This is a genomic window from Acinetobacter brisouioides, from assembly GCF_004331075.1.
Taxonomy (GTDB): Bacteria; Pseudomonadota; Gammaproteobacteria; order Pseudomonadales; family Moraxellaceae; genus Acinetobacter.
Window position 1 is genome coordinate 12,780 of sequence record NZ_SJNX01000015.1, and the last position, 14,911, is coordinate 27,690.

The following is a 14,911-nucleotide window of genomic DNA, read 5'->3' on the forward strand; positions in this document are numbered from 1 at the left end:
AAATGAGAGCCAGACAATTAGCTGCTTTTATTTTGAAATAAAAAGTGGCCAATCACCCATTCTTGACCTTGTTCGAAACCAAATAGTTCCGCACAGGCCATGAAAAAAATTCTCCAGCGTTGCCACCATGCATCCGCATCTTTTCCATAAATCTGCTCAAATATTGGTCTGAGTTCGGTTTCCTGCGCATCCATATTACTGAGCCATGCATTTGCTGTTTTTTCATAGTGTTGACCTGACCATTGCCAATGCTGACTCAGTTCCAGATGCTCTTGGAAGTGTAAAAAAGTAGAGGCTGAAGGCATTAAGCCACCTGTGAAAAAATATCTAGACATCCAGTCATATTCTGACTTTATTTCAAATGGATAATGTAGAAAACGATGGCAAAAAATATGACACCACAATAAACCATCTGCTTTGAGCCAGCCATGAATCTTTTCAAACAGCTGCTGATAATTTCGAACATGTTCAAACATCTCTACCGATACTACACGATCGAAATGATTGGATGTCAGTTCCAATACATTCACATCACAGGTGAGCACGTCAATATTGGTTAGCCCCTGAGCCTTAGCTTGCTCCAAGATATGTTTGCGCTGGGTTTTAGAATTAGAAACCGCGGTAATATGTGCATTTGGATAGCGTTCAGCCATCCACAAAGTAAATGAACCCCAACCACAACCGAGCTCTAAAATTTTTTGACCATCTTTTAGCTGTGCTCGTGCGCTATAAAGCTGTAATGAATAATTTTCTGCTTGATCTAGTGTCGTCGTTTCATGCGGAAAATAACATGCGCTATATTTCAAGCGCTTGCCTAAAACCGCCTGAAAAAACTGGGTGGGGAGTTCATAGTGTTGTTCATTCGCTTTATCTGTCTCTATCGCAATTTTGCTTTGTTTCAGCAGATTAAGTACGTCCATGTAACGCTGTGCAGCCTGTTCAGGATCATAACGCCCTTCTTGAATCAGGCGTTTTTTACTTAATGCGCGAATTGCGGCTCGAATGGCTGGGTCAGGAATTAAACCACTTTCAACGAGTTTTAAAGATTTCTGAATAATATAATCCATGTGCGTACCTATTTTTTGGGTTTCCACGGGATGAACATAGATGTTCGCTGTTGATAATCGAGATAATTCTGTCCGCGGTTTCTAACTGCCTGTTGTTCGCTAAACGGAATGCCCGTGATGTAATATAAAAATAGCCACATCAGGACTGGATAAATCCACAACACGTAGAGTCCTGCTGCCAGTCCTAATATTGGATAAGCAAACCAATGTATCCACTCAAAAAAATAATTGGGATGCCGTGAATACCGCCAAAGCCCCTGATCCATGGTTAAACCACGATGTTCTGGCTGTTGTTTAAAGGCATATAATTGCTGATCAGCGATTGTTTCTCCTATAAAAGCAACCACCAAAATAACGACTGCAATCGCTAAAACAATAGGATAATCAGGCCGCCAGCCTTGTTCAGCCGTCGTCAGCAATGCCCACATCGGCAAGAAAAATAAAATAACCAATCCTGCCTGAAATATAAAAAACAGCAGAAAACCAATATGCTGAAACTTTCCCATGGCCTGGCGCATATTGGCATATCGCCTGTCTTCTTGCCGTTCGGAAAGATAGCGACGGAAGAGATGAGCGCTCAGTCGGAGAAACCAAATGCCACTACAGATGCCGATAAACAGACGTATCGGCAATGGAGCAATATCTGTCAAAGAAGCCGTCAGTAAAATATTTAAAGCAAGGCAAGCACTCCATGCAACATCCACTATGCCAACGCGGCGGTTGAATGTTGCCCAGATCCAACAGCACAGCATAATCACAAGGTTCAAGATCATGAGTTCAACTAGCATCATCTTCTCCTATTTTGATCAGCCAAATTAGTAGCTGCTGGCTTCAAACAGCATATGCACATCGCTAATCACGCCTTCTTTAAAGCCTCCCTCGCAATAGCATAAGTAAAAGTCCCACATGCGAATAAAGTTTTCATCAAAGCCGAGATTTAAAACCTGATCTTTTGCAGCAAGAAAACGCTCACGCCAATGGTGGATAGTTTGGGCATAACTCAAGCCAATATCATCTAACTGTTTCAAACGCAGCTTTTGTTCTGAAGCTGTCTGGGTCAGCACACTGATAGACGGAATAAAACTACCTGGGAAAATATAGCGTTTAATAAAATCAATGGTTTTTAAGGCTTTCTGATAACGTGCGTCTTCAATTGTAATGGCCTGAATGAGTGCTAAACCTTTCGGTTTCAGTAACTCACGGCATTTTTTAAAATATGTTGGAAGATACTGCTCGCCTACGGCTTCAATCATTTCAATCGAAACCAATTTATCGTACTTACCTTCCAGTAGACGATAGTCTTTCAGTTGTACATCGATCCGATGGCTTAACCCGGCAGCATGGACCCGAGCGATAGCTTCTTGATATTGCGCTTCAGAAATCGTAATGGTCGTGACTTTACAACCATATTGTTGCGCTGCATATATAGCAAAACCACCCCATCCACTCCCGATTTCCACCAAATGATCTAAAGGTTTTAATTGTAATTTCTGACAAATCAATTCTTTTTTTAATTCCGAAGCGGCATCTAATGACATGTTTTCATGCTCAAACACCGCACTGGAATACATCAGTGAATCATCTAAGAACAGTTTGAAAAAATCATTACTTAAATCATAGTGTTCAGCAATGTTTTTGCGACTACCATTGATGCTATTTTTACGACTTTTATACCAGTTTTTCAGTACAAACTGACTCACTTGAGCAAGTGCATTTTGGTTGAGTTTGTCTAGAATCTCACGATTACGGGCCAGAATTTGCACAAGTTCTACTAATTGATCGCTTTGCCAGTCTCCCCGAATATATCCTTCGGCAGCACCTAAAACACCATGTTTAAAGATTAATTCGATGAGTTCAGGATTATACACCTCTACGATGGCATGCAAATCTGAAGCCTCTCCGACTGTGCCATTCCAAACTCCACGAAAACTGATCTGTCCATGCCGTAATTTAAGTAGGCTTCTCAACACAAAAGGCAGCGAATCTTGCTCACCATAAAGAAATGATTTCATCATGAGGTATTAATCCTTATTTTTCTTTGGGTGACGATAAAATGGAACTTTTTTCCACCACAACTGAAAGGCTTGTATATAGATTGAAGCCATCATTTTAAAAGGTCCAAGGCTATGTCTCAGAGCATAATGATGTTGTTGTGAAGGAAATGTGATTGGATTTAAACGAAAGCGTATTGTGGCATCAAAGATTTGTTTTCCTGTTTCAAACAGCTGCATATGAATGACATTTAACGTCTCAGAAAAATTAAATCGCCAACGATAATCCAATTCCATGGGCATAAACGGTGAAACATGAAATGATTTTTGGAAATTAAACTCAAAACCTTGGAAATCACCATGTAATGTGAGCTGGTTGCGACAGTCGTGCAAGTAAACCTTTCGCTCGTTCCATGGGGTATTAGTAATTTCACTCAAAATAAATGCTGGCTGCTTTTGTTCTTGATCAAAAATAAAATAAAACACCACCGAATTAAATCGAAAACCCAGACAGCGTGGCAAAGCCAGTATGCGTATTTGTGAAGCTGGAGATAACATGACATTCGCATATTGCAGTACGGCTTTTTGTACTTTTTCTCTGATTGTGCCATGGTAGGCAGTTAAAAAATCTGTGGCATACAAATTGAGTATGTTCCAGCGATGTGAAGACCACAGCCATGAATTGGCGGTTATCATTTCAAGTTGATCTGGATCAAACCACAGATAGTTTAATTTAGACTCAAAAGCATGCTGTTTGGGCGCATAACGCCTATGACGTATGGTTGCTTCTGCGATTGCAAGCGAAGTATTCAACATTTGATCACTCCATGCAGATCATCATAATTTTTCTAAATAATCAACTACACGTGCAGCACTTCGTGCCCCATCTTCGTGAAAACCCCATCCCCAGTAAGCGCCACAATAAGAGGTACGATTTAGCCCTTGCAGTTCATGCCAGCGAGATTGGGCCTGAATCGCTTTTTGATCAAAAACAGGATGACGGTAATACCGTTGCACCAATATCTTTGCTGGATCAATATCCATATTTGGGTTTAAGGTTGCGAAGATTTGCTCTTTGCATTTGAGATTCTGCAAATTATTCATCCAGTAGGTAAAACCATAATGGATTGCTGGTGAATCAGTGAATTTACTTTTGGCTGGTGTGACATGCACATGCCAACTTGCCCACTGCGAACGTTGCTTCGGCATAATCGATGTATCATGATGAACTACCATGTGGTTATCTTGATACTTAAAGTTTTGTAAAATTTCTTGCTCTAAATCAGTTGGATCTTTTAATAATTTTAGACTGTCATCTGCGTGACTCGCAAAAATCACCCAGTCAAAAACTTGAACGCCTGTATCTGTTTCTAGCAGTACATGGTCTGTATGTCGACTCACGTTTTTAATCTCTAGATTTTTCCATTGAATTGAAGGACATTGCTGTTGAATCGCGCGAATATAACGATTTGAGCCATTCTTTACAGTCTGCCATTGCGGACGCTCTTTTAACTGTAACATTCGATGATGCTGGAAAAAGCTCACCACAAACTTATACGGAATATTACCGACCTGATCGACAGGTGTTGACCACAACGCACCACACATCGGGTATAGATGTTCTAGACGAAATTCCTCTGAGTAATTATGTTGATTTAAATAGGTTTCTATCGTCATTTCAGGATCATGATTGATCACAGATCGTTCTTTATTATCTTGATAAAAGCGTAATAAATCTGCCAACATACGCCGAAATTTTTTGTTGAAAAAATTTTGCGGGCGAGTCAGTAAAGACCATTTTTTGGAAGGATTATATTGTAATCCAGTCACACGATTATTGACTGAAAAGCTCATGTCACTGGACTGGGCATCAACACCAAGCTGGGCCAACATGTCACTAAATAATGGATAATTGTAGTCATTGAATACAATAAAACCACTGTCAACCGTAATCGCCCGCCCCTCTATTTCAAAATGATGGGTGTCGGTATGCCCACCAAAATAAGTATTTTTTTCAAAGACGGTTACTTCATGTTGAGCTGACAGTTTCCATGCAGCATAAAGTCCAGAAATACCCGAACCTATGATTGCAATTTTCATGAAAGATCCCCGTTTTTTAATTTTTTTGAACTGATATTGATTTCTGATAAATTGCGGCGGCTTGCTGCATAAATGCGTTTTGGAACAGGTTTTAAACCCCAAACTAAACCGAACCAAGACAGGATTTTTAACAAATAATAAGTCACATCAATCTGCCACCAGTAAAAACCCTGTCGGGTACTCCCCGCATAAAAATGATGATTGTTATGCCATCCTTCACCTAAAGTCATAATAGAAAGCAATAGGTTATTCCGACTCTGGTCTTGAGTATCAAAATCCCGCGAACCATATAAATGTGCCAAAGAATTGATACATAATGTGGCATGAATCAAACATACTGTTGAAATTACAAAACCCCACACTAGCAATTGAGGACCCGTTGTTTGAAAATCTGGATACGCGAACGCTAGCCACTCTCCCAAAGCATAAATGGCAGCAGCAGTGAATAAGACGATCGGGAGATTTAAGCGATCTAACCAGATTAATTCTGGATATTTAAGCCAATCTTTAACGACTTCTTTGCGAATTTTAAAATTCTGATCATTCAGAAACCATCCTACATGGCTATACCAAAAGCCATGCGTGGACGAATGTGGGTCGTTTTCTGTATCTGTAAAACGGTGATGATAGCGATGATGTGCAGCCCACCATAAAGGGCCACGTTGAGCACTCATTGTGCCAATTAAGATAAAAATAAACTGAACGAATCTGGACGTCTGAAAAGTTTTATGTGACAAGTAACGATGAAAAAATGCGGTAATAGCAAACATTCTAATGACATAAAAAAACAGCATAAACAATACTGCAAACTTAGACACACCGACCCAAAATACTGCTAGACAGGCAATATGCAGCAGAATGAAAGGCAAAATGCGTAGCCACTGAATTTTATAAGCGCTGTTTGGATGCACGGATTGCGTTTGTACATCACTTGACCAGCTGTCTATCCAGCGTAGAAAAAATTTAAACATCGTTTCTTCCGGATTTTAAGTATTTCTTTGTAGGATTCATTCTAGATATAGCAAAATGAAATTTATGTGAAGTAAATCTTTTTGATTTTATTCATACTATTATTCAGACCGAGAACAATAGCATGATCAAGAGTGCTATTTTTGATCAGGTGTTTTAAATCATTTAGAACCTGAACCGCCAGCGATGTTCCAACCACCTTTGAGTTAGCTGAAATGGCTAATGAACGAAGTGCTTATGACCCTAAGCTATACCTTGAAAAATTCAAAATTGAAGCAGTCAAGCAAGTTATTGAGAAAGGATCAAGAAGAAAATATATACCTCAAGAGCTGAAGCCAAGTCTGATATCTTTGAGTATATTGGGATGTTCTAAAATTCAAAACACAGACACAGTTCTATAATGGTCGGTGTTCTCGATGAGATGATGAAAAGGCCTATCAAAAGATCGTGATGTGTGTCTAGAATTTTAGTGGTTATTCAGTAATAGTGGTGCAAAATATAAACAAAAGCTTAAAGCTATATTGCCTATAGCGGTTTTTTTCAGACGGATGAAGAAAACCAGATTTGGACTCATTTCAGTTTCCAAATTGGCTAGAATAAGACCGACCACGCGCAGTGAAAATTGAAAATAATGGACTTTATTTGAGTAAAACAATCCAGATTATATCTGACGGTAGCAATGCGATGAGTTATCTACATGGCGCAGAGCTAATCTGAAGATGTAAATCTTGTTGTTACCCACTCATTGTTTAAGGATGATTTTATGAATCGTACAGCAGTAACAGCCATCTTAAAAAATCTGGATCAGGTCATGCCTGAACTGGAAACCTTGTACAAAGACGTACACGCTCATCCTGAATTGTCAATGCAAGAAACCCGAACTGCAGGGCTTGCCGCAGACTGGCTGCGCAAGGCAGGTTACGAGGTTACAACGGGTGTTGGAAAAACAGGCGTGGTCGGTCTTTTGCATAATGGCGATGGCCCAACAATCATGTTACGTGCCGACATGGATGCCCTTCCGATCGAAGAAGCCACCAAACTTCCGTACGCCAGTACAGTCACCCAGATGGATAACCAAGGAAAGCCTGTACCTGTTGGGCATATGTGCGGTCATGATATGCACGTCACGTGGCTAGTCGGTGCTGCTGTTTTATTTGCCCAAGCTCGTGATGTTTGGAAAGGTACTTTGATGATCGTGTTTCAGCCTGGTGAAGAAACCGCTGAAGGGGCTAGAGCGATGATAGAAGATCGCCTGCTGCAACGTTTTCCAAAACCTGTGGTGGTGCTTGGTCAGCATGTCATGTTGGGGGCAGCTGGAGAAATTGCAGGTAGTGCAGGTCCCATCACCTCAGCCGCAGATAGCTTGCAGATCAGACTATTTGGTCGTGGTGCTCATGGCTCTATGCCACAAGCTGCCATTGATCCTGTGGTTATGGCTGCATCTACTGTTCTTCGGTTGCAAACGATTGTGGCGCGTGAGGTGGCAGCAACCGAAGCAGCCGTGATCACCGTGGGTGTATTGCAGGCAGGTACAAAAGAAAACGTGATTCCTGACGAGGCAATCATCAAACTGAATGTTCGGACTTTTGACGCAGGAGTTCGCACACGCGTTTTAGCCGCGATTGAGAGAATCGTGAATGCAGAGGCAGAAGCCTCGGGAGCTCCACGCAAACCAGAGATTACCCCATTGGATCAATATCCTCTCAATGTTAATGATGTGGACGCAAGTAATTGCGTTGCCGAAGCATTCCGCGCCTATTTTTCACCAGCACGCGTTCACCACACTGGGCCATCACCTGCAAGTGAAGATTTTGGCTGCTTCGCTACAGTTTGGCAGGTTCCATCGGTATTTTGGTTTGTTGGTGGTACAGATCCAGCAGCTTACGCCAAGGCAAAAGCTGAAGGAACATTAAACCAAATGCCAGTTAACCATAGTCCGTTATTTGCTCCAGTGTTGCATCCGACTTTGGAAACAGGCGTTGAAACTTTAGTCGTGGCAGCCCTTGCCTGGCTAACAACTTAAAGATCTGGGAGGCTTAGCATGGAAACGCTGCTCTTAGTGCTTGATCTGGTTGGAACATTTGTCTTCGCGATTAGTGGAGCAATTGCAGGGGTAAAGCGACAGCTTGATCTTTTTGGAGTTCTTGTACTTTCCTTTGTAGCGGGTAATTTCGGAGGAATTACTCGTGATGTACTTATCGGATCTGTTCCGCCAAATGCCATTAATGATTGGCGCTATTTGGCAGCCTCCCTGCTCGCAGGCATCGTCACATTTTACAGGTCTTCGATCATCGACAAATTGAGCAGCTCCATGCTGATATTTGATGCGGCTGGGCTGGGGCTATTTGCTGTTGCTGGTACACAAAAAGCGCTGACTTTTGGTTTAAACCCTATCATGGCAACATTGTTGGGTATGCTGACAGGTATTGGTGGCGGAATGGTGCGTGACATTCTTTTGGCAGAGGTACCTACAGTGATGCGTGCTGACGTCTATGCAACTGCAGCTCTGGCGGGTTCAAGTATTGTTGTCATCAGTCCATTTCTGCATATTCCATCTACGGCTGCTACCACGGCTGGTGCATTGCTTTGTTTTGGGCTACGTTTAATGGCGATTCGTCATGGCTGGCACTTGCCTATTGCACAAAAACCCAAACAATAAAAAGAATCTGACACAGGTTCTTTAGATGAGAAATTGAAAATTTATTTTTTCAAATTCAATTGCATCAAATAAATACTTAGGTTATGTATAAGCATTTGTAAAGCAAATCAAACTCAACGAATTTTCTTAAATATGTGGGAAATGGGAATAACTCGATGTTTCGTAATGTAAAAATGCTCGATGCTGATCTATCTCGTGTAATTGAAATGGCGTGGGAAGATCGAACACCTTTTGAAGCAATTCAACGTGAGTATGGTTTAAATGAGCCTGCGGTGATTGAACTGATGCGCCAGAATTTAAAATCAAGCAGCTTTAAACTTTGGCGTAAGCGAGTCACAGGGCGTAAAACCAAACACTTGCAGTTACGTTCAGCAGATATCAGTCGCGCCTACTGTAGTCGCCAGTATAAGCACGCATGATCAGGTGATCTTAAGCCTGTACATTTGGTTCACGGGCTTATGCACTTTTTTAGATGCACAAATAATTGAAGTAAAGAATGCCCTTACCCTTCAAATCAGTTTATATTTTAAATAAAATGAATGCTTTAGTTGCAAGTCGCTGGATGGTATCTTCTATTTCATAACATTCATAACATTCATAACATTCATAACATTCATAACATTCATAACATTCATAACATTCATAACATTCATAACATTCATAACATTCATAACATTCATAACATGATCATGCTGAAATAATCTCGAAAAAGTGTTTGTCTCTCATTTATTTTTAATAAACATTGACTTAGATGTATGAAAGTATGTGTCTATGATTTAATGAATATTTGGATGAGTTTCCTCACCCCATAACATGACTAGCATTCCAGAGAACAGCATGGCAATACTGACGAACCAGAAACCTGCCGTAACAGCACCAGCAAAGTGTGCAACCACACCAAAACTTAATGCACCTACACCATAGCCTAGATCACGCCAAAAGCGGTAAATGCCAATCGCTGAACCCCTCCAGTTTGGATGTGATAGATCGGCAACAGCAGCCCCGAGATTGGGATACAATAAAGCCATACCAAATCCAGTGATTGCAGCACTAACAGACCACCAAATCATCCCATCTCGAATCAGCATAAGCCCAACACCTAGTCCGCAAATCCACATTCCCCAAACGATAGGTTTCATCCGACCAATATGATCGGACAGCTTGCCAGTAAGCAATTGTGTACTTCCCCAGACAAAACCATATATCCCGACTATCCAACCAATCGCATTTAAACTCAGCCCATGTTGATGCAGAAATACTGGGTAAAAGACCCAGACCAAAGCATCGACAAATTTTTCCACCATCCCAGCCTGACAAAAAGCCGCCATACGCCGATCCTTCCAGCTCATCAAATAGAACATTTGTGCTGTAGTTGGATGTGTTGGGAAGTTGCCAAGTGCTTTGGATGGTTGCTGGTGTGGCGGTTTTTTCAAGCTTTGTTGAGCTTCAATTCTAGCCCATTCTTGAGTTTCTTTAACGAGGGAAAACGCCAGTATGAGCGCCAACGAGATCACGACTGAACCAAAGATCAGTAACCCCAACCGTGCTCCCCATATGAGTGCCATATAACTGGTCAAAATACCCGCCAAGGCAACACCAATGTATCCTGAAAATTCATTTAGCCCCATCGTTAAACCGCGTTCATCTGCACGGGTCATATCCATTTTTGAGGTTTGTGTCATCGACCAACATAAGCCCTGATTGACTCCGAGCAAAATGGTTGCTGCAACAATCCAGTTCCATGAAGAGGCAAAAAAAATCAGAAATGGAATCGGGACGGCTATCAGCCAGCCAAAAATCAAGACTTTTTTGCGTCCAACTCGTTCAGACCAACGCCCCGCAACAAAATTGAGTGTGCCTTTGACAAAACCAAATGCCACGACAAAAGCGGTCAGTAGCATAAAAGAACCTTTGGATACACCAAATTCATCTTCAGCTAAAGCAGGTACAACGGTACGAAACATGCCAATGGTTAAACCAACCAAAAACACTTGTAATAGTTGATAGGCAAATTGAGCTAAGTTTTCACGAATACCATACCTATACGTTGACTCAGAGGCATTGAATTTCGGCATGAGGATGCTCCTGATATTGACCTATCCGTGCGTTGTGAAAATTGAACATCTGTAAATTAAATTTCACAGCCACATGGTCATTCAATTCATTTTTAGTGTGGTTGTTGATTTAATATAAAACATTCTAAAGATAATTGGAATGTTGGTTTTGGAGATTTAACTATGCCAAAATGAGAGCGATTCAAAAATTGGGTAAGAGGATGCAACAATGACGAATGCGCGCGAAATTAAATTGGAACTCTACATACAGTTAGCTCGCATTGCTAAAGTTCTTGGAAATCCCAAACGACTTGAATTACTCGATTTACTATTACAGGTCAGTAAGCCAGTTGAAATGTTGGCCCATGAGGCAAATATCAGTGTGAAACTGGCGAGTGCGCATCTAAAAGAATTACGTGTAGCTCGTTTGGTCAACTCAGAGCGTCGTGGTAAGCAGGTCTTTTATCGTCTTGCCAGTGCAGAAGTTCCACAGTTTTTGAGTCTCATGCGAGATTTTGCCCAAGATCGCTTGTTTGAATTGCAGGACGCTTTACAGCATCTCAGTCAGCTAGAAGGTGAAAGTTACAGTGAAGACCAGCACACGTTATTAGAAAAAGCGAAAGCTGGAGAAATGATTATTCTTGATGTGCGCCCAGAAAATGAGTTTGATCATGCTCATTTTCCGTTTGCTAAATCTATTCCTTTAGCTGAGCTCAAAAAACGTTTACATGAGCTTCCAGAAAATGTTCCTGTGACTGTCTACTGTCGAGGGCCTTATTGTATTATGACAGCCGATGCGATTCAGATTTTAAAGCAGCAGGGCTATACTGCGCTGGCACTTAAAACGAATGCTACGGACTGGGCAGAAATGCAGGATAAGTAAAAATTCCTCCAATGTTTACCGCAAAATAGCGGTAACAATAAATGTTTAAAATTTTATTTTTTACGCTGCATTGAAATAGATTTCAATTTTCTTTTCTGTGATTGAACTGATCCAGCTTTTTACTTTTTATCGCTTCAATGCTCAGTAACATCTCATATTTAAGCTATAGCCAATCTTAGGAGCATATATTCAGCCGTCTGAACACCAATGTAGATGCTATAAGGAATTCATAAGATGCTAGAAGTGTTAAAAAACATAACGTATAGGCATTTATTTTTAGCTCAAGTAATTGCTTTGATTGGAACAGGGCTGATTACTATCGCATTAGCCTTACAAGCATATGATCTTGCACGAGGACAAGCAGCTCAAGTACTGGGTATTGCTCTCGCAATTAAAATGATTGCATATATTGGTGTTGCACCAGTCGCTTCAGCATTTGCAGAGAGGCTACCACGCAAAAAAGTTCTCGTCACTCTGGATATCATCCGAGCTTTGACGGCTTTATGTTTGCCTTTCGTCACTCAAGTTTGGCAGATTTATATCCTTATTTTTGTTTTGCAATCTGCTTCTGCTGCATTCACACCGACATTTCAGGCCATGATTCCAGATGTATTGCCTCAAGAAAGAGAATATACCAATGCCTTGTCTCTTTCCCGTTTAGCGTATGATCTGGAAAATATTATTAGTCCGATGCTAGCGGGTTTTTTATTAACTTATATTAGCTATCATAATTTATTTCTAGGGACTGTCATTGGTTTTATTGGCTCAGCTCTTTTTGTTGTGAGTGCGAAATTACCTCAAGCAAAAAAACCTGAATTTAAAGGGGTCTATCGCAGAATCAAGCAAGGTGCAAAAATCTATTTTAATACGCCTCGCCTAAAGGCTTTATTGGCATTAAATCTTGCCATTGCGTCTGCGAGTGCTGTGGTTATTGTCAATACAGTGGTACTGGTTCAATCAACCTTTAAATTAACTGAGCACGCGACAACTTGGGCTTTTGGACTATTTGGCTTGGGTTCTATGTTATCAGCGTTTATTTTGCCTAAAGTGCTCGATAAATTTTCAGACAGATCGGTCATGTTAACTGGCACAACAGTACTGGTTTTAGGTTTATTTAGCGGATACTTAGTCACTTCATATAGTGGATTGCTTGTACTTTGGTTTATTTTAGGCGTTGGCTACTCTACTTCGCAAACACCAACAGGTCGCCTTATTCGTAAGTCTGCTGCGAGTGAAAACAGAACCTCGTTATTTGCTGCACAATTTGCATTTTCACATGCTTGCTGGTTAATTACTTATCCCTTAGTGGGATGGTTGAGTACTCATTTTGGGACTTTACAGACATTTATTCCTATGGCTGTTATCGCGACTGGTGCATTAATTCTAGCGATGTCTTTATGGTCATCTCAAGATGAGACATTTTTACCACACCGCCATGACGATTTACCACCAGATCATGAGCACTTATTAGAGCACCAAGTCAATGGCGTGCATATACATGAGTATATGATTGATGATCATCATCCAAAGTGGTCGAAACCTCAATAAGATCGCTTTATTGCTTTTGTTTTTTAGGGCATCGCGAGATTTCTTAATGAAATTTTAATTTCATGCCTGTTAACTATTTATGGACACAAAAAATAGTTGCACTGACAAGCATTAGCAAGGCTATGGCTAGCTCGTGGAGCGTCGTTATTGGTGTAAACGGAGTGAAATATGTTATCTGAAATAGCGGCTCTTTGGGAGCAATGCGCTATTTGGTTAGGCCACCATGCAATTTTGCCTATTCTTAATTTTTTAGATATTACGAAATATACTGATTCACCAACAGATATCGCATCAACCTTAATGATTGGTGGACTACAGCTGTTGATCATCGGTGGCTTATTTCGCCCCTTGGAAAATTTGATTCCTGCTGAAAAGTGGGCAGATCGTCGTTATGCCCGCATAGATTTTCATTTAACTTGGCTGATGTTGGTCGGCTTATTTCCGCTGTTTGCCTTTTTGATCATGACGCCAATCGTAAATTATTTTAGTGGTGTTTCACCTACAGTGAGTGATGACACCAGTTGGAGTATGAGATCTCAATTTCCATGGCTAAAAGAACATACTTGGTTGTTTTTTATTCTCTATTATTTAACGTATGATTTAGTTTATTACTGGATGCATCGTATTCAACACGTTGTGCCTTGGTGGTGGGCAATGCATAGCTTCCACCATAGCCAACGTCAAATGAGTTGCTGGACCAATGATCGTACCAATTATCTAGATGGAATGGGACAGTCGTTTGTTTTAGCGGGCGTGGGGATATTTTGGGGCGTATCTGGTGAAGAATTTGTTTGGTTAATGCTGCTGGGTGAGTTGGTACAAAATTTCTCCCATGCCAATGTGCGTATTGGCTTTGGTCCAATTTTTGGCAAAATTTTTGTTAGCCCAGAGTTTCACCGTTTACACCATATGGACTTTGTGCCTGAATGCCCAACACTGCATAACTGTAATTTTGGGCAAGTATTTGCAATCTGGGATGTTATTTTCAAAACGGCCTTATATAACGAGCCTGTACACCCAACGGGAGTAACTGGCGACAAGATGGTAAATATCGACAACGATAAAGGTCTGATTGGTGTACAGGTAGAATCCTTAAAGCGGTTTTGGGGGAGTGTGACCTGTTTAGATGGCTGGCGTCTTGGTGGTGTGGTCTTTAGCAAAAACTACAGACCTATTCATATGAAAAAACCAGTGAATGGTCAAAAACAAACCTTTAAGCCTCATGTCAGAACCGATGCGCCGATATCCATAAATCAACCAGCAAAGGAGCTGGAATTAGATCAGTTACCACAAGTTAATGCTAAAAATGAAAATTAAAATGAGTCACTGTTCAGCTAAACGACTGATGTAATAAATAACAACCATATTAAACCATCGGAGGCCAGTGGTACGATCCAATGACCTCCATGATATTGCAATTAGAACTTCTTACAATAATTGATAAAGAAACGGTCTTCACCAAAATCATTACCCGTCTTAATCCCATAATCAATACGAATATATTGCAAAGACAAGCCCTTCAGATAAGGTTGCTGGAAGGCATAATTCACAATGATATCGGATTCACTTTCCATGTTTTTACTGCCGTTGGCGGCTTTAAAGTGATTACCATATACATATTTCACCATGGCATTTAAACC

Annotated in this window: 14 protein-coding genes and 1 pseudogene; 7 read left to right on the plus strand and 8 right to left on the minus strand. The window is 40.8% G+C overall.

Features of this window, described 5'->3' with window-relative positions:
• Positions 1-17: 17 nt before the first annotated feature.
• Genes E0H77_RS13620 through E0H77_RS13645 form a run of 6 tightly spaced genes read right to left on the minus strand, consistent with a single transcriptional unit; the run spans position 18 to position 6,129 of the window.
• The gene (locus E0H77_RS13620) at positions 18-1,067 is read right to left on the minus strand and encodes an SAM-dependent methyltransferase (RefSeq protein WP_131378798.1); all 1,050 of its coding nucleotides are present in this window, start codon (positions 1,065-1,067) and stop codon (positions 18-20) included.
• Positions 1,068-1,075: 8 nt separating this feature from the next.
• Positions 1,076-1,855, minus strand: coding sequence for a DUF1295 domain-containing protein (locus tag E0H77_RS13625; protein ID WP_131378800.1), 780 nt, complete (start codon positions 1,853-1,855; stop codon positions 1,076-1,078).
• A 27-nt stretch (positions 1,856-1,882) separates the two neighbouring features.
• Positions 1,883-3,082, minus strand: coding sequence for an SAM-dependent methyltransferase (locus E0H77_RS13630; RefSeq protein WP_131378802.1), 1,200 nt, complete (start codon positions 3,080-3,082; stop codon positions 1,883-1,885).
• A gap of 6 nt (positions 3,083-3,088) precedes the next feature.
• Positions 3,089-3,874, minus strand: a complete 786-nt coding sequence (locus E0H77_RS13635) for a DUF1365 domain-containing protein (RefSeq protein WP_131378804.1) — start codon at positions 3,872-3,874, stop codon at positions 3,089-3,091.
• Positions 3,875-3,895: 21 nt separating this feature from the next.
• The gene (locus E0H77_RS13640; RefSeq protein WP_131378806.1) at positions 3,896-5,158 is read right to left on the minus strand and encodes an NAD(P)/FAD-dependent oxidoreductase; all 1,263 of its coding nucleotides are present in this window, start codon (positions 5,156-5,158) and stop codon (positions 3,896-3,898) included.
• Positions 5,155-6,129, minus strand: coding sequence for an acyl-CoA desaturase (locus tag E0H77_RS13645; RefSeq protein ID WP_131378808.1), 975 nt, complete (start codon positions 6,127-6,129; stop codon positions 5,155-5,157). The genes E0H77_RS13640 and E0H77_RS13645 overlap by 4 nt, the downstream gene beginning before the upstream one ends.
• A gap of 293 nt (positions 6,130-6,422) precedes the next feature.
• Here E0H77_RS13645 and E0H77_RS14085 point away from each other — a divergent pair.
• The 4 genes and pseudogenes from E0H77_RS14085 to E0H77_RS13660 all read left to right on the plus strand — a co-directional run.
• Positions 6,423-6,547, plus strand: a pseudogene (locus tag E0H77_RS14085) (IS3 family transposase); the annotation flags it as partial.
• 343 nt (positions 6,548-6,890) lie between these two features.
• Entirely contained in the window at positions 6,891-8,150 is a 1,260-nt protein-coding gene (locus E0H77_RS13650) for a M20 family metallopeptidase (protein WP_131378810.1), read from the plus strand.
• 18 nt (positions 8,151-8,168) lie between these two features.
• Positions 8,169-8,786 (plus strand): trimeric intracellular cation channel family protein, encoded by a 618-nt coding sequence (locus tag E0H77_RS13655; protein WP_131378813.1) that lies wholly within the window; start codon positions 8,169-8,171, stop codon positions 8,784-8,786.
• Between the two features lie 155 nt (positions 8,787-8,941).
• The gene (locus E0H77_RS13660; RefSeq protein ID WP_131378815.1) at positions 8,942-9,205 is read left to right on the plus strand and encodes a TIGR03643 family protein; all 264 of its coding nucleotides are present in this window, start codon (positions 8,942-8,944) and stop codon (positions 9,203-9,205) included.
• Between the two features lie 357 nt (positions 9,206-9,562).
• On the opposite strand, the gene E0H77_RS13665 is transcribed toward E0H77_RS13660, so the two are convergent.
• Positions 9,563-10,861, minus strand: a complete 1,299-nt coding sequence (locus E0H77_RS13665; protein ID WP_131378817.1) for an MFS transporter — start codon at positions 10,859-10,861, stop codon at positions 9,563-9,565.
• 208 nt (positions 10,862-11,069) lie between these two features.
• On the opposite strand from E0H77_RS13665, the gene E0H77_RS13670 reads away from it, so the two are divergent.
• The 3 genes from E0H77_RS13670 to E0H77_RS13680 all read left to right on the plus strand — a co-directional run bounded on the left by E0H77_RS13670 (position 11,070) and on the right by E0H77_RS13680 (position 14,588).
• Positions 11,070-11,723: an ArsR/SmtB family transcription factor gene (locus E0H77_RS13670; RefSeq protein ID WP_131378819.1), complete on the plus strand. Its 654-nt coding sequence runs from the start codon at positions 11,070-11,072 to the stop codon at positions 11,721-11,723.
• 234 nt (positions 11,724-11,957) lie between these two features.
• A complete protein-coding gene (locus E0H77_RS13675) occupies positions 11,958-13,271 on the plus strand; it encodes an MFS transporter (protein WP_131378821.1) in 1,314 nt (437 codons plus the stop codon).
• Between the two features lie 168 nt (positions 13,272-13,439).
• Complete coding sequence (locus E0H77_RS13680) at positions 13,440-14,588, plus strand: sterol desaturase family protein (protein WP_131378823.1); 1,149 nt, start codon at positions 13,440-13,442, stop codon at positions 14,586-14,588.
• A gap of 101 nt (positions 14,589-14,689) precedes the next feature.
• On the opposite strand, the gene E0H77_RS13685 is transcribed toward E0H77_RS13680, so the two are convergent.
• Positions 14,690-14,911: OprD family outer membrane porin (locus E0H77_RS13685; RefSeq protein WP_131378825.1), on the minus strand; the 222-nt coding region annotated here is incomplete at its 5' end.